Source organism: Pseudomonas urethralis (assembly GCF_021602465.1).
GTDB lineage: Bacteria > Pseudomonadota > Gammaproteobacteria > Pseudomonadales > Pseudomonadaceae > Aquipseudomonas > Aquipseudomonas vlassakiae.
Map to the genome: position 1 here is coordinate 83,334 of NZ_BQIJ01000002.1, position 19,966 is coordinate 103,299.

Genomic DNA, 19,966 nt, shown 5'->3' on the forward strand with positions numbered 1-19,966 from the left:
CTCATGGCCATGACCGTTAAGCGCCATCGGTTCGTGGCCGAGTATCTGGTTGACCTGAACGCTACGCAGGCCGCGATTAGGGCTGGATACGCCAAGAAGGGAGCCAAGGACCAGGCCTACCAGCTCATGCAGATGCCAGAGGTGGCTGAGGCCATCAGGGCGGCCATGGGCGACCGCAACAAACGGCTTAAGGTGGACGCCGACTACGTGCTGCAACGGCTCGTAGAGATCGACCAGCTCGACCTGCTGGACATCCTTGAGGATGACCTGTCGCTCAAGCCGCTGAAGCAGTGGCCCAAGGCATGGCGCCAGTACCTAGTGGGCTTTGACCTCGCCGAGATGTTCGAGGGCCAGGGAAAGGACCGGGACATGGTCGGCATCCTCAAGAAGATCAAGTGGCCCGATAAGGTCCGCAACCTTGAGCTGCTGGGCAAGCACGTGAACGTGAACGCCTTCAAGGAGCAGGTCGAGGTCAACGTGACCGGACTGGCAGACCGGATGGCCAAGGCAAAGGCGCGTGTCCGTGAACGCACCGGCCGAGATTGACTACGAGCAGGAGCTGGCAAATGACATCGCCAGCTTCTCGGATGATCCGCTTGGGTACGTGCTGTATGCGTTCCCGTGGGGCGAGGCGGGTGGCGAGCTGGCCAACAAGACCGGCCCCCGCAAGTGGCAGCGCGAAGTTCTGGATTCGATTGGCGAGCAGCTGAGGGCCGGCGCCAAGGATCGAGGCGAGGTAATCCGCGAAGCAGTGGCCAGCGGCCACGGTATCGGCAAGTCGGCGCTGGTGTCGTGGGTCATCAAGTGGGCGCTCGACACCGAGATCGACACGCGCGGCGTGGTGACGGCCAACACCGAAAGCCAGCTGCGGACCAAGACCTGGCCCGAGGTGGCCAAGTGGAACCGGCTTTCGATCACCGCCCACTGGTTCAAGCTGACCGGCACCGCGCTGATCAGCACTGATCCTGGGCACGAAAAGAACTGGCGCATCGATGCCGTGCCATGGTCGGACACCAACACCGAGGCATTCGCCGGCCTGCACAACGAAGGCAAGCGCATCCTGCTGATCTTCGACGAGGCCTCGGCCATCGCCGACCTGGTGTGGGAAGTGGCAGAGGGCGCTCTGACGGACGCCGACACCGAAATCATCTGGGCTGCCTTCGGCAACCCGACCCGTAACAGCGGCCGATTCCGCGAGTGCTTCACGAAGTTCAAGCACCGCTGGCGGCACCGCCAGGTTGACAGCCGCACTGTCGACGGCACCAACAAGACGCAAATCGCCAAGTGGATCGCCGACTACGGCGAGGACAGCGACTTCGTCCGTATCCGTGTACGTGGCATGTTCCCGAGGGCTTCCGACTTGCAGCTGATCCCAACCGACTGGGTGGCCGAGGCAATGCGGCGCGAAGGCGTGTATGGCCTGGACGACGCGCTGGTATGCGGCATCGACATCGCCCGCGGGGGCATGGACAACAACGTGATCCGCTTCCGCCGTGGCATGGATGCCAAGAGCATCAAGCCGATCAAGATCCCGGGCAGCGAGACGCGCAACACCACGCCGTTCATTGCCAAGGTCTGCACCCTGGTGGCGGAACACCGACCAGACGCGGTCTTTGTCGACTCCACCGGCGTTGGTGGTCCGGTTGCTGATCAGCTCCGGCGCCTGATGCCCGGCGTGATGATCATCGATGTGAACTTCGCCAGCCAGGCGCCCGACCGGCACTACGCCAACATGCGGACCTACATCTGGTGGCGCATGCGCGAGGCCATCAAGTTGGGCCTGGCCATCGAAAGCGACACCGAGTTGGAAACCGAGCTGACCAGCCCTGAGTACGACCACAACTCGTCGGACCAGATCGCGCTGGAGAAGAAGAAAGACATCAAGAAGCGCCTGGGCATCAGCCCGGACGACGGTGACGCGCTGGCCCTGACCTTCACCATGCCGGTGATGAAGGCCCAGTACCAAGGCAATGGCGGCGTCAACGGCAGCCATCAATCCGATTACGACCCATTTAACTGAGGACATCCCCATGGGTTCAGCCATCAAACAGGCGGCCAACGTCGCAACGCTCGGGCTTAGCGATGCCGTGCTTGGCGACAGCTTCGATACGCCGAAGACCAATACCACCACCGCTGAAGAGGTGAAGGGTGCCGACGTTTCCACCGCTGACGCCGAGGGCAACGCCGCTGATAAGCGCCGCCGGGCCAAGGCCGCTGGCATCACATCCACCATCTTGGGCGGAGCCAACGCGGCAGCAGCACCGACCGCCACCAAGACCTTGTTGGGGCAATAACCATGGCCACCGACAGCCCACGCAAGCTGGCCGAGAAGCGGCTGTCAGCGCTGAAGAACGAGCGCGCCTCCTGGGACACCAATGCCAAGGAGATCTCCGACTTCATCCTGCCCATGCGCTCCCGGGCAATGTGCGACGACACCAACCGTGGCGACCGCCGCAATAACAAGATCATCAACAACCGGGCCACGATGGCCAGCCGAACCATGGCGGCGGGAATGATGAGCGGCATCACCTCTCCGGCGCGCCCGTGGTTCAACCTGCAACCGGTGGCCAGGGCGATCATGGAGTTCGGCCCGGTCAAGTCGTGGTTTTACGAGTGCACCCAGCGCATGCGCGATGTGTTCCTGCGCTCGAACCTGTACCAGGTGCTGCCTACCTGCTACCAGGAAATGGGCACCTTCGGCACCGGATGCATCTGGGTCGATGAGCACCCAGACACCGTAATCCGCTGCGAGGCCTTCACTTGGGGCGAGTACTACATCTCGAACGGCGCTGATGGACGAGCAGGCGCGATCTACCGCGAGTTCAAGTGGACAGTGAACCAGTTGGTGCAGAAGTTCGGCTTGGAGGCGCTGAGTCCAGCTTCCAGGGCTCTGTACGAGAACAACAACGGTGACCAGTTCATCAGCTGCGCCCAGCGCGTCGAGCTGAACATGAACGCCAACCCAGGCCGCGCCGGTAGCCGCAACCTGCCGTTCTCGGCGCTAACCTGGGAAACGGGTGCGCCAGGCGACATGGTGCTGGAGGACCGCGGCTATCACGAATTCCCGGCCATGGCTGTGCGCTGGGAGTCGATGCCGGGTGATGCCTACGGTACCGGCCCAGGCCGAATCTGCCTGGGCGATGTGAAGGCCTTGCAACTGTACGAGCGCCAGGCTGCGCGCATGACCGAGACAGGCGCCAATCCACCTTTGCAGGCGCCGGCAGAGCTGCGTGGTCAGCCCAGCAGCACGATCCCTGGCGGTGTTACCTACGTCCCCATGGTCGGCGGCCAAAACCAGATGGCGCCAATCTACCAACCCAACGCGGCGTGGCTGGCTCCGATTCAGGCCAAGATCCAAGAACACGAGGGCAGGATCGATGAAGCCTACTTCGTTCCCCTGTTCCTGATGGTCAGCCAGCTCGACACCGTGCGCACCGCCACCGAGATCGCGGCCCGTAAGGAAGAGAAGATGCTGATGCTCGGGCCCGTGCTCGAGCGCATCAACGATGAATTACTCGACCCGCTGATCGATCGCACCTTCAACATCATGCTGCGCCAGTCCATGCCGATCTGGGCCGGCATCATCGATGGCGACCCACTGCTGCCGCCACCGCCGCAGGAGCTGATTGACGCCAACAGCGAGATCCAGGCCGAGTACGTTTCGATCCTGGCCCAGGCCCAGAAGTCCCAGAACGTGCTGGGCCTGGAGCGTTTCGCGACTCTGGCTGGCAATCTGTCGGGCGCATTCCCAGAGGTTCTGGACAAGGTCAACTCCGACCAGCTCATCGAGGAATACGCCGATGCCATCGGCGTCGTACCGACCGTTGTCCGAGGCGCCGACGAGGTCGCGGCTATCCGCGAGCAGCGCGCCCGTCAGCAGCAGGCCGAGCAGGCCCAGCAGGCCATGGGCTCCGCAATCCAGGGCGCAAAGCTTCTGTCCGAAACCGAAGTCACCCCGGACAACGTCCTGGGGCAGATGCTGGGGGCCTAAATGTTCGAAGACGCCGAGATCCTGCAGAAGCGGGAGGACGCCGAGCGCCTGGAACAAGAGCAGGCAGCCCTGGACTTCAAGTGGCTGATGGCTGACCCACGCGGCCGGCGTCTGGTCTGGAAACAGCTTGGGGCCGCCCGCGTATTCCACCCGGTCTACGACCCGCAACCCATCCCGATGGCCTTCAACGAAGGTCGCCGCCAGCACGGCCTGAGCCTGCTGGAGCGCATCAACACCCTGTGCCCGCACCTGTATCAGGTGATGGTCGCGGAGAACACCACCAAACCCGACGAGGCAAACGCATGAACCTCTTCATCCACGGCCGTCTCGGCCACTTCCTCATGAACGAAGCCGGCGCCGATGGCGGCCAGGGCGGTGGTGCAGCTGCTGCCACTGGCGAGCCACAGAGCAACATCCTCGGCGGCGACCAGGGCGCCCAAGGCCAGCAGCAACAGCAGGCCGGCGATGCTGCGCAGCAAACCCAGGAAGGCCAGCAGCAGGCCGGCGAGAAGAAGGAAGGCGAGGGCGAGCAGGCACAGAAGCCTGTCGTGCCCGAGGCCTACGCCTTCAAGGACCTGCCCGAAGGCTACTCGATCAGTGAGCAGCAGCTGGCCGAGGTCACCCCACTCTTCAAAGAGCTGAACCTGACCCAAGAGCAGGCTGACAAGCTCATGGCCTTCGATGCCAAGCGCGCCCTGGCTGCCGAGCAGGCTGGCCTGGAGCAGCGCCAAGGCCTGGTCACCGGCTGGGAGAAGTCCCTGCGCGAGGACGCAACCTTCGGCGGCGCCAACTTCGACGCCAACGTCGGCGTTGCCCAGAAAGCCCTGGCCCAGTTCGGCACCCCCGAGCTGAGCACCATGCTCAAGGAGTCCGGCCTTGGCTCCCATCCCGAAGTTGTTCGGCTCTTCCACCGGATCGGCCAGCAGTTGGCCGAGGGCCAGCTGCATAGCGGTTCCGGCAACCAGTCCCGCAAAACCGACGCCGAAGTCTTCTACGGCAAATCCTAAGGAGTAAATCATGACCGTTATCGCCCAAAACTCCCTGACGCTGGCCGATTGGGCCAAACGGCAGGACCCCGACAGCAAGCCGGCGCGCATCGTTGAGATGCTGAGCCAGACCAACGAAGTCCTGTCCGACATGCTTTGGCAGGAAGGCAACCTCGCCACTGGCCATCGGACCACCATCCGCACTGGCCTGCCGACCGGCACCTACCGTGCGCTGAACGCCGGTATTCTGCGCACCAAGTCCACCACCGTTCAGGTGGACGAGACCTGCGCGATGCTGGAAAACCTCGGCATCGTTGACGAAGCCCTGGCCAACCTCAACGGCAACACTGCCGCATTCCGCCTGTCCGAGAACGCCGCTTACATCGAGGGCATGAACCAGGACATGGCCACCGGCCTTTTCTACAACAACAGCGCTCTGGAGCCTGCCAAGTTCCTGGGAATGGCACCTCGCTACAGCGACAGCACCGCGAAGAACGGGCAGAACATCATCAAGATGGGTGGCGCTGGCTCGGACAACGCGTCGATCTGGCTCATCGTCTGGGGCGACCAGACCGTGCACGGCATCTACCCGAAGGGTTCCAAGGCCGGCCTGGACCACAACGACATGGGCATCGAGCTGGTAGACGATGGCTCCGGCACCAACCGCGTGTTCCGCGCCTACCGCGACCACTACAAGTGGGACTGCGGTATCGCGCTTCGCGACTGGCGCTATGCGGTCCGCATTTGCAACATCGACATCAGCGATTTGCTGGCCGACACCAACGGCACCAGCGTCAAGATCATCGAAGCGATGATTCGTGCAGTGCACCGCATCCCGAACCTGCGCATGGGCCGCCCAGCGTTCTACATGAACCGCACCATCCGCGAGTGCCTGGACATCCAAGCGATGAACAAAGCCAACGTCCAGCTCAAGATCCAAGAGTACGACGGGGAGTTCATCACCAGTCTGCGCGGCGTGCCGTTCCGCACTGTCGACGCCTTGCTCAACTCCGAATCGCCGGTCGTCTGACCGGCGTTTCACCACCATAAGTCCAGGAGAATTCCTCATGATCACCGACAAGCTGAACCTGTTCAGCGGGTTGACTGGCCAGGCAGTCACCGCGACGGCGGCATCCACCGATGTCATCGATCTCGGCCCACTGACGCATGGCAATACCCGGCGCGACATCGGCGCCGGCGAGCCGCTGTACCTGGTTGTCGCGGTCTTGGCCGCTGCTACTGCGGCCGGCGCTGCCACCGTGAACTTCCAACTGCAGACCAGCGACGACAACGCGACCTGGGTCACCCTGTTCGACTCTGGTGCCACCGCGTTGGCTGACATGGCCGCCGGCAAGCGTCCGGTTGCTGTGGCGGTCCCGCGCGGCGTTCGCCGCTACCTCCGCGTCAACTACACCGTTGGCACCGGCCCACTCACCGCTGGCACGTTCTGGGCTGGCCTGGTCAAAGACGTCCAGGACACCGCGACCTACGCCAGCGGCTTCGTGATCGCGTAAGGAGGGATCATGTTAGTTATCGCACTCGAGCGCGGCTTTTACGGCGGCAAGATTCAGGAGCCGCCGGAAGCCGGTGGTGAGCCGTTCCACATCCTCAACGAGAACCACCTGGGCAAGTGGATGCAGCCGCAAGGCTGGAAGCCATCCGGCAAGGCCCAGGCATCGACCACCACCAGCACCGGCAGCCAGGCCAAGCAATCCTTGGGCTATGCCGCCAAGTTCAACGGTGGAACCCGCTGGCGCGTCATCGATGCCAAAGGTGAGTGGTTCAGTGACTTCATCGGTGCCAGCAAGGAAGAGGCACAGACCGAGGCTGATCGCCTGAATGCCGGCGGCGAGCCGTACGTGAAGCCAGAAGAGACCACCACCAGCACTGGCAGCCAGGATGGCGGTGCTGGTGGTGGCAATGATGGCAACGCCGATGACGATGATGACGACGGCCCGGACGCCTGAGTCAGTCACCCACCAAGGGCCCTTCGGGGCCCTTTTTCATGGAGCCAGCACCACATGTCCTCAGTGATCGACATCTGCAACATGGCGATCTTCCGCATCGGAAACGGCACCCGCATCGATGACCTGGAAGAGAACAGCCAGCCGGCCCGAATCTGCAAGCAGTTCTATGAAAGCAGCCGCGACTTTGTGCTGCGCGCCGACTGTGACTGGGGCTTCGCCACGGCTTTTGCCCAGCTGGCCGAGGTGGCCGACAACCCGAACCCAGATTACCAGTACGCCTACGCCGTGCCGAACGACTGCATGCGCGTACGCCGAATCGTCAACCCTGGCTGGCCGCAGGGCGCTATCCCGGTTGGCTACGAGTGCTACATGCCCGAACTGCCACGCATCCCATTCCGCGTGGTCAACGGATCGAGCCAGCGTCTGATCAGCACCAGCGTGAGCCCGGCCACTCTGGAGTACACGCTGAAGGTCACTTCGCCGGAGCTGTTCGACCCGATCTTCGTATCTGCCTTGGCCTGGTACCTGGCTGGAGAGATCGCCGGGCCGCTGGCGAAGGACGCCGGCATAGCCAGCGCCTGCTACGCCCAGTACAAGTCCACCGTGCTGGAGGCCGCTGCCACCGCCCTCAACGAGGGCACCACCCAGTACCAGCGCGAATCCACCTTTATCACGGGGCGCGGGGCATGACAGAAGTTATCCAGCCGTCATTCAGCGCAGGCGAGGTATCGCCAGCCACCTATGCCCGGGTTGATCTTGGGCGTTATTACACCGCGCTCAAGACCTGCCGAAACTACCAGGTGTTGCCCGAGGGCGGTGCACAGAACCGCTCCGGCACCAGATTCATCGTTGAAACCAAGAACAGCGCTGCAAAGTCCCGCCTGATCCCGTTCCAGTACTCGACCGAGCAGACCTACATCCTCGAGTTCGGAAACCTGTACATCCGCTTCATCAGCATGGGCGGCCAGGTTGTGAGCGGCGGGCTTCCTTATGAGATCGTTTCGCCATATACCTCGGCGCAGCTGTCGGCGCTGAAGTTCACCCAATCGGCCGATGTACTGACCATTGTTCACCCGGATCATCCGCCGCGAGAGCTTTCCCGCCTCGGCCCAACGAACTGGACCCTGACGGCAATTGTGTTCGAGCCCAGCATTGCAGCGCCGATCGGTTTGTCGGCAACTGCACGCACGGGTGGCTCAGGTGATACCACCGAGTACCAGTACAAGGTGACTGCCGTCAGCAGCATTTCCGAGGGGTCGGTCGAGTCGAACGCCAGCAACACCGCCACGGTGAACAGCTTCGACAACAAGCCAGGGGCAAGCCTGAGCTGGACCGCGTCGGCCGGTGCCGACCATTACAACATCTACAAGAACAAGTCTTCGGGCGTGTTCGGCTTCATCGGCCAGGCCACTGGCACGACCTTTACCGACATCAACATCACCCCCGAAACCGACAACACGGTGCCCATCGCGTACAACCCGTTCGCCGATGGCAACAACCCTTCAGTGGTGGGCTACTACCAGCAGCGCATGGTGTTCGCAGCCAGCAAGGCCAACCCCCAGACCGTTTGGATGTCGCGTACCGGCGACTTCCACAACTTCGGCTACTCCGACCCGAACAAGGATGACGACGGCATTGAGTTCGTTATCGCCAGCCGGCAGGTCAACCAGATCCGTCACCTGGTGTCACTGCGCGAGCTGCTGGCCATGACCTCCGGCGCCGAGATCGCCATCACCGGGTCAACTGATTCTGGCGTCACCGCCGCCAACGTATCTGCGATCGAGCAGAGCTACTTCGGCACCAGCGATGTGCCGCCGGCGATCTACGCCAACACGGCGCTGTACATCCAGGCCCGGGGCGGAAAGCTGTCCACCCTGGCATACAACTACGTGTCGGACGGCTTCCAGCCACAGGACGTCAGCGTGCTGTCGTCGCACCTGCTGCGCGGCTTCACCATCCAGGACATGGCCTTCACCCTACAGCCAAATGGCATCCTGTGGATGGCCCGCAATGACGGCATGCTGCTGGGCTTCACCTTCCTGCCAGACCAGCAGGTCTACGCCTGGCACTGGCACGACACAGACGGCGAGGTTGAATCGGTGGCTTCGGTGCCCGAGAACGATGAGGACGCGCTGTACCTTATCGTCAAACGCACCATAAACGGGGTGACCAAGCGCTACATCGAGCGCATGGCCACCAGGCAGCTGACCAAGTTCGGCAGCGGCGATTACTGGTTCGACCGGGCCTTCTTCGTGGATTGCGGCCTGACCTACGATGGCCGGCGCACTGGCACCGCTGTGTTGACCGGCGGTACCAACTGGCAGTATCCGGACCCGCTGACGCTGGCTGTTTCCGTCGACACCTTTGACGCTGGCATGGTCAATCGCAGCGTGATCATGTACGGCGGAGGTAGCGAATACGCTATTGGCGACGTACTGACCGTCAAGATCATCGGGTTTGTCTCGGCCAAGGTAGTCACTGTGGAGCCGCAGTCTGTGGTGCCTGAATCGCTGCGCGGCGTATCTGCGACCCGCTGGGGCCTGGCGGCATCCGTGGTCAGCAGCCTCGGTCACCTCGAAGGCAAGACCGTGAGCATCCTTGGCGATGGCAACGTGATCCCGCAGCAGGTAGTCACCGGCGGCGCTATTACGCTGGACAGCCCGACCCTGGTGGCGCACATCGGCCTGCCGATCACGGCAGATTTTGAAACCCTGGATATCACCCTGCAGAACAACCAGGCCTTCCTCGGCAGCAAGAAGCGCATCAACCAGGTGGTGGTGATCTGCCAGGAAAGCCGCGGCATCTTCGCTGGCCCGGACGCCGAACACCTGGACGAGTTCAAGCAGCGCGCCGACGAGGATTATGGCGAGCCGATCGAGCTCCTGACCGGCCGGGCTGAAATGGAGATCCAGTGCCAGTGGGATAACTACGGGCGCCTGTTCATCCGCCAGTCCGACCCGCTGCCGCTCACAATTCTGGGGGTCATGCCCAATGTCCAGTCGGGTGGCTGAAATGCTGCCGGTTGATGACCGGCTGATCGCGATGACGGTGGCGAATGCTCGCATGGCCGACCGGCTGGAGTTCGAAGCCATCCGTGGCCTGACCGTAGAGGAGGAGCTGCGCTATTCGGTGGAAAGGAGCGTTAGGCCCCTGGCCTACGTGGTGAATGGTCGGGTGGTCGCCATGTTCGGCGACATCAAGCTCGATGAGCAGACCGGTGTGCCATGGCTGATCAGCACCACGGAGATCGACCGGCACCACCGCGCATTCCTGATCGAGTGCGACCGCGAAGTCGCCGCCATGCGCCAGCGCTACCAGATGTTGATCAATTACACCGACGCCCGCTACGTGAAGGCCCTTCGCTGGCTGCGCTGGCTCGGGTTCCACATGCATGACGCTGTGCCCTACGGGATCAACGGCGAACTGTTCCATCCAATGACATTGAGGGGGCTGTAATGGGCGCAGCAGCAGGGGCTGGCGCAGCAGCGGGCGGTGGCCTGCTCAATGCGTATTCCCAGATCAAGCAGGGCAAAGACGCGGTAAAGGCCGCCAAGCGGCAGCAGCGCTACCTGGATGATCAGGCGCGCGATGTGATTACCCAAGGTGACTTCGCCGCGGACTTGGCCAATGAGCAGGGCCGGCAGACGGCCGCCAGCCAGCGCACCGGATTCGCTGCCAATGGCGTTGCTGTCGGCGAGGGTTCTGCCGGCCGGATCGAGCAGGGCACCTTGGATATCGCCCGGCAGGATGCCGATCAGCTGCGGCGCAACGCCTTCAACCAGGCCATGGGCTTGGTCGCCCAGGGCAACGAAGGTATCAAGCAGGCCAAGGCCGAATTCCGCACGCGCCGCCTCAACGCCTTCAGCTCGCTGCTCACCGGCGGCGGTCAGGCCTACAACATGTACAGCAGGGGTTGAGCATGGCCGCACGAATCCCACAGATCCAGATGCGCCGCGTGGCGCCGGAAGTCGTCGCCGCACCGCGCGTGGCCCAGGCATCGGTTGATGCTTCTGCCTTGGCTCGTGGCCTTTCCAGCCTGGCCGGCGATCTGGCCGATGTACATCAGCGGGAAATGCGAGAGGCCAACCAGACTGCTGTGCTCAACGCGGACAACCAGCTCGGCACGTGGCAGAACGAAGCCATCTTCAACCCGGAGACCGGCGCCTTCACCAAGAAGGGACAGGCCGCCCTGAACGTCACCAATGACACGTTGACCCAGTTCGACCAGCAGCGCGAAGCCATCGCCAGCAGCTTGGCCAACGAGCAGCAACGGCAGATGTTCACGCAGGCTGCTCTTCAGCGCCGGGCCCAACTGCAAGGGAAACTGGGCAGCTATGAGTTTGGTGAGCAGCAGGAGTACAAGAACCAGGTCGACAAGGCTGCCATTGCCACCGCGCTGAATACGGCTGCGCTGAACTACAACGACCCTGACGCTATCGCGTCCAGTCATGCCCGTATTGACGGCATCCTGCAGTTGCAGGCGCAGCGCAATGGCTGGGCCCCCGAGGTGCTGGAAGCCAACCGCACCAAGGCCACCAGCAGCATGTATTCGGACATCCTGAAGCGCCAGGCATCCCAGGACCCCTATAAAGCCCAGGCTGCGCTCAAGCAGTACCAGCAGTACCTGACTGCCGATGACCTCACTCAGGTGGGCAGCTCGATCGACGGCAAGGTCGAACGGCTGCAGCAGAAGGCGGAAATGGCGCAGCTGCGCGCCGAAGCCCGCGCCGACCGGGCGCTTGGGAAGATCAGCGCTCAGATTGCCAGCGGCATCCCCGCTACCGACGATATGTGGGACAACTGGGGTAAACAGGTTCAGGGCACAGCGGCCGCAGCCGAGTTCAACGAACTGCGCAAGCAGGAGGTGGCCACCCAGCAGGTGCTGCGCCAGCCTATTGACCAACAGGCCGCCTACTACGGCAAGCTGCAGGCCGAGCTGCAGAACAATGGCGGTACCGTTGCCCAGGCCAACAACCTTGCCAGGCTGGGCCGGGCGATTGAAACGAACGCCAAGATGATGGCCGAGGCGCCGCTCGACTACTTCCAGCAGCGCTTGGGTGGCGGAATTGAGCCATTGGACCTGAATTCGGAGAACCTGCCGACCGTGCTGGCTGACCGTGTCTCCGCGCTTCAGGGAATGCGCCAGAAGTTCGGCCCCACGGTCGCCTTGAAACCGTTGCTGCCACAGGAGGCCAAGGCACTCTCCGCCCAGATCGATCAGATGAGCCCCGACCAGCAGTCCCAACTGTTCGGCAAGCTTCATGCCGCCATGGGCGATGACCGGGCGTATGCCGGGGCAATGCAGCAGATCGCCCCGGATTCGCCAGTTCGCGCGCTGGCCGGCATGCTGGCGGGCAAGCAGCGGTCGCTGACCACCGGCACCCACTGGTTCCGCCCAGATGATGTGGTCCAAAGCGGCGATGTTGCCAAGACCATGGCTTTGGGCGAGTCGATCCTGAACAAGTCCAAGGCCCAGAAGGGGCAGGACGGCGGCGGCAGGTTCCCGATCCCCAAGCAAACCGACTTTGACCTAGCCCTGGGCAAGCAGCTCGGAACGGTGTTCGCCGGTCAGCCTCAGTCGTATTCGCTGGCGGCCCAGGCTGTGAAGTCCTACTACACCGGCGCTGCGGCCGAGGCCGGCGATGTGTCGGGCGAGGTCAATAACGCGCTCATGAAGAAAGCCATCAAGGCCACCGTGGGTGATGTCGTCGACTTCAACGGCTCGTCAACGCTCGCGCCATGGGGCATGCCGGGCGATACGTTCGAGCAGGTCGCCCAGCAGCGCCTGGTGGAAACCATGAAAGCCCAGGGCATGAGTGAACAGGACCTGGCCACGGCCAGCGCACTGACCCTGCGCCAAGCCCGGGACGGCGTGTATTACGTGATGCAGGGCAACCAGTACAAGTACGGCGCCGATGGCAAGCCGCTCATGATCAACGTGAACGGGGGTGACCAGTGAGCTTTATCACTGACCTGGCCTTCAACGATCAGCAGGCGCTCGAGCAGGATGCCTTGGCCAACCCGGCGTTGACCCCGCCAGAGCCCAATTTCTGGGATGGCTCTGGCACAGCGCTGTTCAGCGGTATCGCCCAGGGCGCCACCCAGCTGGCGCTGCAGGCGGCCCAATACGGAAACGACCCGGACCAGGCCATCCTGTTCGAAGTGCCAACCGATGAAGAAGAGATTGCCCGGCGCGCAGCCATCGGCCAGCAGCGCCTGGCGGTGACCGAGCGCCTGCGCCCTGACGCCGAAACCAACGGCACAGCCGCGCAGATCCTGTTCGGCCTTGGCGATGTCGGTACCCGCTTCGCGTTCGGCGCTGCTTCTGGCGGCCTTCCGGTTGCCGCCGGCGGGGTCGGCCTGTCCATGGGCGAGCAACGTTTCAGCGAACTGCGCGGGGAGGGTGTAGACCCCAAGACCGCGGCGCTTGCAGGCGCGATCGAGGGCGGCACCCTGGCTGCCGGTGCATTCCTGCCGGCGGCCCGCCTGCTGGCCCAGCCTGTTGCGGACCTTGCCGCAACTGCCGGCGCCAACGTTGCGCTCGGTGCTGTAGCGCGCGGTGGTGTTGGCCAGGTGCTGGAAAGCAACGGCTACACCCAGCAGGCCCAGCAGTATCGGGCGCTGGATGCTCAGGCCATGGCCATCGACGGCCTGCTCGGTGGCGCTTTCTGGGGACTTGGCCGGGCCATGTCGGGTGCTCCCGCTGCATCACCTGAAACCGTCGACGCGGCGCTGGCTGGCAACAATGGGCTGCACGCCCAGCACGGCACGGCACCTGGTGCGCCGGTCAACGCCCGGTCGAGCGCTGCACACCAGAATGCCCTGGACCTCGCGCTCGAGCAGATGAGCCGTGGCGAACCAGTCAACGTCACCGGCCTCATGGACGATACCGCTTTCATCCGCTCCAACCGTGTCGGCCCCGAGGAAGCGGTGGTGCGCGATCAGGCGCAGCAAGAGGTGTTCGCCACTGCCCGGGCAGAGCTTGAGCCGGTGGCGGCAGCAGGCCTGCCCAACGTTCGCGACATTCGGGCCGAAGTGACTGGTCTGCGCCGCAGTCTTGGCGAACTGGACCAGGCGCACGAAGCCGCTGGCAACACCTATCGGCAGGCTGCCAAGGAGTTCCAGCAGCAGCGCATGACCCGCAAGCAGGCCGAACGCGCGGCCCGCGACAGCATCGCTCAGCAGCGACAGGCCATCGACGAGCAGCGTGTGGCTACCCGGGTTCGCATCGATGAGTTGAATCAGCAGCTGGAAGGCAATAGGGCTGCCGAGCGCGCCCGGGGCGAGTTGGCGGCGATGGATCGCGGCGAAACCCCAGCGCGCCTACAAAAGCAGGTGGATCAACGCGCCGAGCAGATCGGCAGCGCCTTCAAACGATCGGCCTTGGCCAGCAGCGTGGCACCTGATCACGGCATGGCCCTGAACCGACTGGCAGCCGAGGACATCCAGCGCATGCTGCGCGAGAGCGGCCAGCTGATCGAAGAGCCAGCGCCGTCAGTCGAGCCGCGCACACCCGCAAGCGACTCCGCTCCCACAGGTGAAAGCCAGCAACCACGGGCGCCGCAGGCCAATCAGCAGGCTGAAATCAGTGGTTCCGCTCCCGCAGCACCTGAAACAGTTTCGGCCCAAGCCGAAACACCTGGCGCAGAAAGCGCAACACCGACAGCGGAGAGCGTCACAGGCCTCCCCGGTTCGACTCCCATTGACGGAATCGACCCAGCATTGCCGGCGCTGCTCGATGCAGTAGCCGCGGGCGAGCGTGACCTGCAGGTGCCTACCGGCGCCATCAACGAGGACGGCACGCCGGTGACCGTCTCCGCCCGTGAACTCCTGGCCGAGGCTGACGCCGAGATCGCCCAGGCTGCAAACGATTCCAAAGGCTTCCTTGCTGCCGCCCTGTGCGCGCTGAGGTTCGGTAACTGATGAAACAGCAATGTATCCAGGCGGTTCAGCAGGCCATCGGCCGTGCACTCACCCAGGAACAAATCAAGGACATTGAGGGGCGCATCAGCCGCAACATGCGTCAGCTGGCCCAGTCAGACCCGCAGGCCTGGCAGATGAAGACCTCGGCAGATCGGCTGACCGAAGCCGCCAATGCTGCTGCCAAGGAGCTGCAGGCCGAGGCCGCCAAGAAGAAGCAGCGGGTTGCCCTGACCATCCTCGCGCATGACCGCGTACAGAACGTCATGGCTCAGTTCCCCGACGATCCCCTCAAGGGCCTGGACCGCCTGCTGGCCTTCGCCTCGGACTATCCCGGCATCATGTCGATCGAGTCGTCCAGTCGCGCGATCCGGGATGAAGCCATGTCATCCATGCTCGAGGCCATCGACATGACGCGTGGCAAGTTCCTCGGTCTCTTCGCTGACGAGGCCAAGGCCCGTGCCTTGGTGCAGGAACTGCACGGCCAGGACAGCGGCGTGCCAGAGGCGAAGGTCGGTGCCAAGCAATTCGCCGATGTTGCCAACCGCCTGCGTGAGCGCTTCAACCGAGCCGGCGGCGATGTGGGTTATCTCGATGACTGGGCGATTCCGCGTAGCCACAGCCAATTGAAGGTGGCCAGGGCCAAAGACCAGTGGATTGCCGACCATGTACAGTGGGCGAACCGATCCAAGTACTTCAAGGCCGATGGCACCCGGATGAACGACGCCGAGCTGGCTGACTTCTTCACCAACGCCTGGGAGACGGTGGCCACCGGTGGCGTGAACAAGCTGGAGCCTGGCCGGGCCATGGGCAACGGCGCCCGCGCCAATCGCGGCAGCGAGTCGCGCCAGATCCATTACCGCGATGCCGATGCCTACCTTGCGGCCCAGGCCAAGTACGGTGACAAAGGCCTGATGGACCTGATGTTCGGGCACATCGACCGAGCCGCCCGCGACATCGCGCTGATCGAGGCGATGGGGCCAAACCCCAACCACGCCATGCGGTACCACACCGAGACGGCCGCCAAGCAGATGACCCAGGCCAAGCCCGAGGCAAAGGCCAAGATCGATAAGCGCGTGAAGCGCCTGGAGCAGTTGTATACCGAGGTGGCCGGTACCCGCGAGCCACCGGCATCGGCCGCGCTGGCCAACGCCTTCGACACCTACCGCGCCACCAACGTGGCCGGCAAGTTGGGTTCGGCGGTCATCACCGGTTTGAGCGACCAGGGCACGCTGGCGCTGGTGGCCAAGATGAACGGTATGCCGGTCATGCAGGTGCTGAGCAATGAGCTGCGCATGTTGAACCCAGCCGACGCAAGCCACCGCCGCCTGGCAATGCGCGCGGGCCTTGGCATCGACCAGCTGATCGGTAGCCTGGCGCGCTGGGGTGAGGATGGGCTTGGCACCGATGCCGAGATTGCTGGTCGTGCCGCCAAGTGGTCGCAGGCGGCAGCCACCAAGGTCATGCAGCTATCTGGAATGAATGCCATCGATGCCGGCAACCGCCGAGCTTTCGGCGCCACGATGATGGACGTCACGGGCGACCTCACCCGTAAATACGATTCCTTGGCGGCACTGGAAGAGGGCGACCGCCGGCTGATGCAGCAGCGCGGTATCACCGATCAGGATTGGTCGGTATGGCGCCTGGCACAGCCAGAGGATTGGAGAGGTGCCGGTGACCAAGTGCTGACCCCAGGAAGCATATACCGGATTTCGGATGCGGCCCTTACGCCGCTTGCCAAGCAAGTCGGTGTTTCCCCGACGCGACTGCGGGAGCAGGCCGCCACTCGGCTGCTGGGCATGGTGCTGGATGAAACCAACATGGCGATCCCGGCGCCTGGCGCCCGCGAACGCGCATTCATGCACGGCAACAACCAGCGCGGTACTTGGAGCGGCGAGATCATGCGGAGCTTTTGGCAGTTCAAGTCGTTCCCTGTGTCGATGATCATGAAGCACTGGCGCAGGGCCATGGCTCAGGAAACTGGATGGGGAAAGGCCGCATACGGCGCGGCACTGTTCGCCACAGCAACCGTGCTTGGCGCCATTGCTACCCAAGTAAACGAGATCGCATCGGGCCGTGACCCCAAGAACATGCTGGATGACGAGCTCGGCGGTGTGCCTGGTCTGCGCTTCGGCCTGGCCTCAATGCTCAAGGGTGGCGCGCTGTCGTTGTACGGCGACTTCCTGTTTTCCAACACCACGCAAGGCGGAACCTCGGCATTGGCTGCGTTCGGCGGACCGCTGGCCGGCGACGTAGAAACGCTGCTTAACCTGCGCGGTGTCACGGCCGATGCCGCCCTGGGTGAGCGTAACGCCGATGTGGTCGGTGCGCGCCTACTTCAGCTCGTCAAAGGTCACATCCCAGGGGCAAACCTCTGGTACACCAAGGCCGCGACTGACCACATGATCTTCCACCAGCTGCAAGAGTACTTCTCGCCTGGCTACCTCAACCGCATGCAGCGCCGGGCGCAACGTGAGTTCGGCCAAAGCTACTGGTGGGAGCCTGGTGAGGCAGGTCCAGCCAGGGCCCTCGACATCGGTGCCGCCACCGGATACTGACAAAAAGCCTACCCCCAGAGAGAGCCCCGCAAAAGCGGGGCTTTCGCATTTCTGGAGCATTGAAAATTGACCGTATCGACCACTGATAGCGTTGTTGAGTACGTATCTGGCGGCCCGGCGTTCCCGATCCCGTATCGGTTCCTGCAGGACACAGACATTGAGGCTGTCCTGGTCAAACAGGACGGGACTTCGGAAACCCTGACGGGGGCGCAATACATGTTGTCCGGTGCAGGTTCCCAGAATGGCGGCACGCTGACATCCGCCTATGCCGCCGGATTTCTTGGTGTTGTCGGCGCATCGCTCACCATTTCTCGCGTCATGGACCCGGTTCAGCCAACCGACTTGCGCAACCAAGGCAAGTTCCTGGCTGAAACGCACGAAACGGTTTTCGATCGCCTGACCATGCTCATACAGCAAGGGTTCGCTGGCATTTCGCGCGCGCTCAAGCGTCCGATCGGAAAGAACTACTACGATGCGGAGGGCCGCCAGATCAAGAACCTGGCAGACCCTACCGATAACCAGGACGCAGTCAACAAGCTTTGGATGCAGCAGTATGTAGGAGATGTTGTCGGGGGAATTCAAGGTCCTATCAACAACTCGGCCAATGTGTTCTACCAATTCCCTGATGGCGTGCCGCACGTCGTACAGGATCTGTCTTCGCCGAGTGATGCAAGTCTTGGCGGCATGGGCGTTGGCTACAAGCGCCGTACCCTGGACAAAGCCATCGTAACCATCTCGGACGTGATCTCTGGCATGCCCTGCAACGTGTGGGAGTATGCCCACCTTTGTGGCGGCTACACCCCAGGTGGTAGCCCAACTACATGGGACTGGCGCCCAGCCATTCAAGCTGCTCTCAACGCCTGGGCATGCGTGTACTTCCCGCCAATGGCATCGCCATATCGAGTAGTTGGCGAGATCTTGATGAATGCGCACAACAGCATCGCCACTGATCCATCGGTTCGCATTCAGCAGATCCTGCCCAACACCACCACGTTCAAGGCGATCCTTAAGGACAATGTGTGGTTGATGATGAACGGCGCAATGATCCTTGGTGAAGGGGCCTGGTCCAACACCTGGACCGGGATGGGAGGCCACGACGACCGAGCCATTCAGCTTTGGGGGTGCACTAACAGTGGTGCCATACGGCCTCACGTCCGCAACTGCGCATCTGCCGGCATCGCGATCTTCGGGGGAGAGAACATCCTAATCGATCACCCTACAATCGAAGGCACTCATCTCTACGGACATTCAATCCCATTGCTCGGGAATTTCCAGGCAGGCCTATACATCCGAGATTCGCAACCGGATTACGGCATCTGCGACAACCTCCGTGTACCAGGCGCAAACATCAGCGGCGTTGCTCAAGGAGTACTCAGCGAGCTGTACTCGGCCGCTTCGGTAATCAGCCGTGCTCACAGCATCCAAAATGCGATCATCCACGACATTCCCGGTCAGCACGCCTTCTACATGCAGGGCGGCGCACTCAACGTTGATGGAGCTGTCATCACAAATACCGGACTCGCTGGCGTGAAGTTCCAAAGCGGTGATTCCAACGCTGCAATCAGATCGCTCAGCGCTCTGGGCATAACTGCAAACGGTATCGGCAGCAACCTGTTCGAAATGAACTGTGTCGGCTCTGGTAGCGTGAACGGCCCGCTACTCAGCGGAACGGTTGACGGATGTGCGGTAGGGCTGGCGATCAACGGAACAATCCGCGACCTCAAGTGTGACCTTGTTGCCACGAACGTCACTTCGAACGCCGTGCTCATCCAAGGCGATGGCGCCAAGGATCTTGATATTGATGTGATTGCTCAAACGGTTGGCGATGAAGGCATCGTAATGACGGCCACCAACGCGAGCGGAGTTCGCATTAGACCCACTCTTCGCGAGTGCAACCAGAACAATGGGGCGGGCAAGGCAGCCATCCTTCATCAGACCGCAAGCGGTCACATGATCATCCAAGATCCCGCGATCAGCGATGCCACCACCAGGATGGACTGGGGTATTTTCAACTCAACTCTCGGTGGCACTATCAGAGTTCGCGGGAGCGTCAATATCGCTGGCGCTCGTGACACTGCCGTTCGGGCCATAGGGAAAATCGTAGAATGGCCGCAAGAGAGTAACCTGTCGGGCACAAATGGTGATTTCACCGGATTGGCGAACGTGACGAGCTCAAGCCCTATGCGAACCAAGGCTACAAGCACCTCGGCATCCAATGTAGTTCTTTGGCAGCGATCCCTGACTGCTGGCAAGACCGTAATGATCAAGGCCAAAGTAACAGGAGGCAATGCCGCGGGTACCGAACGCAGAAGCGTAGAGCTTTTTGCCTGCGCCTATCTGAATGCAGGCGTGGCAACTCTGCAAGGGGCTGTGACTACCATCGCCAACGCAGCAAGTGCTGGATTCGGCGGTGGTTTGGTCCTGCAGCCATCTGGGGCTGACATGATTCTGCTCGTCAACTCCGGCGGCTCCGTAGCGTACAACTGGTCTGCGACAGTTGAAGTTACTGAGGCATGATCGTAGTAGCAAAGTTATAAAAACAAG

At 62.6% G+C, this 19,966-nt stretch carries 17 protein-coding genes; all 17 read left to right on the forward strand.

Annotated features, from left to right (window positions below; translation table 11 throughout):
• Window positions 1-3: 3 nt before the first annotated feature.
• The 17 genes from L6D64_RS03195 (at window position 4) to L6D64_RS03275 (ending at window position 19,939) form a co-directional block, all read left to right on the forward strand.
• A complete protein-coding gene (locus L6D64_RS03195) occupies window positions 4-546 on the forward strand; it encodes a terminase small subunit (protein WP_176506154.1) in 543 nt (180 codons plus the stop codon).
• Window positions 518-2,020 carry a terminase gene (locus L6D64_RS03200; protein WP_236192327.1) on the forward strand — a complete coding sequence of 501 codons (1,503 nt, stop codon included), beginning with the start codon at window positions 518-520 and terminating at the stop codon, window positions 2,018-2,020. Before L6D64_RS03195 ends, L6D64_RS03200 begins: the two co-directional genes overlap by 29 nt.
• A gap of 10 nt (window positions 2,021-2,030) precedes the next feature.
• A complete protein-coding gene (locus tag L6D64_RS03205) occupies window positions 2,031-2,294 on the forward strand; it encodes a hypothetical protein (RefSeq protein WP_176506155.1) in 264 nt (87 codons plus the stop codon).
• 2 nt (window positions 2,295-2,296) lie between these two features.
• Window positions 2,297-3,991: a portal protein gene (locus L6D64_RS03210; protein WP_176506156.1), complete on the forward strand. Its 1,695-nt coding sequence runs from the start codon at window positions 2,297-2,299 to the stop codon at window positions 3,989-3,991.
• A complete protein-coding gene (locus L6D64_RS03215; RefSeq protein ID WP_176506157.1) occupies window positions 3,992-4,297 on the forward strand; it encodes a Bbp19 family protein in 306 nt (101 codons plus the stop codon).
• Window positions 4,294-4,998 carry a hypothetical protein gene (locus L6D64_RS03220; RefSeq protein ID WP_176506158.1) on the forward strand — a complete coding sequence of 235 codons (705 nt, stop codon included), beginning with the start codon at window positions 4,294-4,296 and terminating at the stop codon, window positions 4,996-4,998. Before L6D64_RS03215 ends, L6D64_RS03220 begins: the two co-directional genes overlap by 4 nt.
• Before the next feature lie 10 nt (window positions 4,999-5,008).
• Window positions 5,009-6,007 (forward strand): major capsid protein, encoded by a 999-nt coding sequence (locus L6D64_RS03225; RefSeq protein ID WP_176506159.1) that lies wholly within the window; start codon window positions 5,009-5,011, stop codon window positions 6,005-6,007.
• 37 nt (window positions 6,008-6,044) lie between these two features.
• Entirely contained in the window at window positions 6,045-6,491 is a 447-nt protein-coding gene (locus L6D64_RS03230; protein ID WP_176506160.1) for a Bbp16 family capsid cement protein, read from the forward strand.
• A gap of 9 nt (window positions 6,492-6,500) precedes the next feature.
• The gene (locus L6D64_RS03235) at window positions 6,501-6,944 is read left to right on the forward strand and encodes a hypothetical protein (RefSeq protein WP_176506161.1); all 444 of its coding nucleotides are present in this window, start codon (window positions 6,501-6,503) and stop codon (window positions 6,942-6,944) included.
• Between the two features lie 54 nt (window positions 6,945-6,998).
• On the forward strand, window positions 6,999-7,634 hold the full coding sequence (locus tag L6D64_RS03240) for a phage connector family protein (protein WP_176506162.1): 636 nt from the start codon (window positions 6,999-7,001) through the stop codon (window positions 7,632-7,634).
• Window positions 7,631-9,955 (forward strand): phage tail protein, encoded by a 2,325-nt coding sequence (locus L6D64_RS03245; protein ID WP_176506163.1) that lies wholly within the window; start codon window positions 7,631-7,633, stop codon window positions 9,953-9,955. Before L6D64_RS03240 ends, L6D64_RS03245 begins: the two co-directional genes overlap by 4 nt.
• A 1-nt stretch (window position 9,956) precedes the next feature.
• Window positions 9,957-10,400: a hypothetical protein gene (locus L6D64_RS03250; RefSeq protein WP_236192328.1), complete on the forward strand. Its 444-nt coding sequence runs from the start codon at window positions 9,957-9,959 to the stop codon at window positions 10,398-10,400.
• Window positions 10,400-10,861, forward strand: a complete 462-nt coding sequence (locus tag L6D64_RS03255) for a hypothetical protein (RefSeq protein ID WP_176506165.1) — start codon at window positions 10,400-10,402, stop codon at window positions 10,859-10,861. Before L6D64_RS03250 ends, L6D64_RS03255 begins: the two co-directional genes overlap by 1 nt.
• Before the next feature lie 2 nt (window positions 10,862-10,863).
• Window positions 10,864-12,903, forward strand: coding sequence for a hypothetical protein (locus L6D64_RS03260; RefSeq protein ID WP_176506166.1), 2,040 nt, complete (start codon window positions 10,864-10,866; stop codon window positions 12,901-12,903).
• Complete coding sequence (locus L6D64_RS03265) at window positions 12,900-14,867, forward strand: hypothetical protein (protein ID WP_176506167.1); 1,968 nt, start codon at window positions 12,900-12,902, stop codon at window positions 14,865-14,867. Before L6D64_RS03260 ends, L6D64_RS03265 begins: the two co-directional genes overlap by 4 nt.
• Window positions 14,867-17,422, forward strand: coding sequence for a hypothetical protein (locus L6D64_RS03270; protein WP_176506168.1), 2,556 nt, complete (start codon window positions 14,867-14,869; stop codon window positions 17,420-17,422). Before L6D64_RS03265 ends, L6D64_RS03270 begins: the two co-directional genes overlap by 1 nt.
• 66 nt (window positions 17,423-17,488) lie before the next feature.
• Entirely contained in the window at window positions 17,489-19,939 is a 2,451-nt protein-coding gene (locus L6D64_RS03275; protein WP_176506169.1) for a hypothetical protein, read from the forward strand.
• The last annotated feature ends 27 nt before the right edge of the window (window positions 19,940-19,966 follow it).

Bases quoted from the DNA above. Each gene is read 5' to 3' on its own strand.
- L6D64_RS03255 (WP_176506165.1), top strand. From the start codon at position 10,400: ATGGGCGCAGCAGCAGGGGCTGGCGCAGCAGCGGGCGGTGGCCTGCTC.
- L6D64_RS03210 (WP_176506156.1), top strand. From the start codon at position 2,297: ATGGCCACCGACAGCCCACGCAAGCTGGCCGAGAAGCGGCTGTCAGCG.
- L6D64_RS03270 (WP_176506168.1), top strand. From the start codon at position 14,867: ATGAAACAGCAATGTATCCAGGCGGTTCAGCAGGCCATCGGCCGTGCA.
- L6D64_RS03235 (WP_176506161.1), top strand. From the start codon at position 6,501: ATGTTAGTTATCGCACTCGAGCGCGGCTTTTACGGCGGCAAGATTCAG.
- L6D64_RS03205 (WP_176506155.1), top strand. From the start codon at position 2,031: ATGGGTTCAGCCATCAAACAGGCGGCCAACGTCGCAACGCTCGGGCTT.
- L6D64_RS03245 (WP_176506163.1), top strand. From the start codon at position 7,631: ATGACAGAAGTTATCCAGCCGTCATTCAGCGCAGGCGAGGTATCGCCA.
- L6D64_RS03225 (WP_176506159.1), top strand. From the start codon at position 5,009: ATGACCGTTATCGCCCAAAACTCCCTGACGCTGGCCGATTGGGCCAAA.
- L6D64_RS03250 (WP_236192328.1), top strand. From the start codon at position 9,957: ATGCTGCCGGTTGATGACCGGCTGATCGCGATGACGGTGGCGAATGCT.
- L6D64_RS03260 (WP_176506166.1), top strand. From the start codon at position 10,864: ATGGCCGCACGAATCCCACAGATCCAGATGCGCCGCGTGGCGCCGGAA.
- L6D64_RS03215 (WP_176506157.1), top strand. From the start codon at position 3,992: ATGTTCGAAGACGCCGAGATCCTGCAGAAGCGGGAGGACGCCGAGCGC.
- L6D64_RS03195 (WP_176506154.1), top strand. From the start codon at position 4: ATGGCCATGACCGTTAAGCGCCATCGGTTCGTGGCCGAGTATCTGGTT.
- L6D64_RS03240 (WP_176506162.1), top strand. From the start codon at position 6,999: ATGTCCTCAGTGATCGACATCTGCAACATGGCGATCTTCCGCATCGGA.
- L6D64_RS03230 (WP_176506160.1), top strand. From the start codon at position 6,045: ATGATCACCGACAAGCTGAACCTGTTCAGCGGGTTGACTGGCCAGGCA.
- L6D64_RS03220 (WP_176506158.1), top strand. From the start codon at position 4,294: ATGAACCTCTTCATCCACGGCCGTCTCGGCCACTTCCTCATGAACGAA.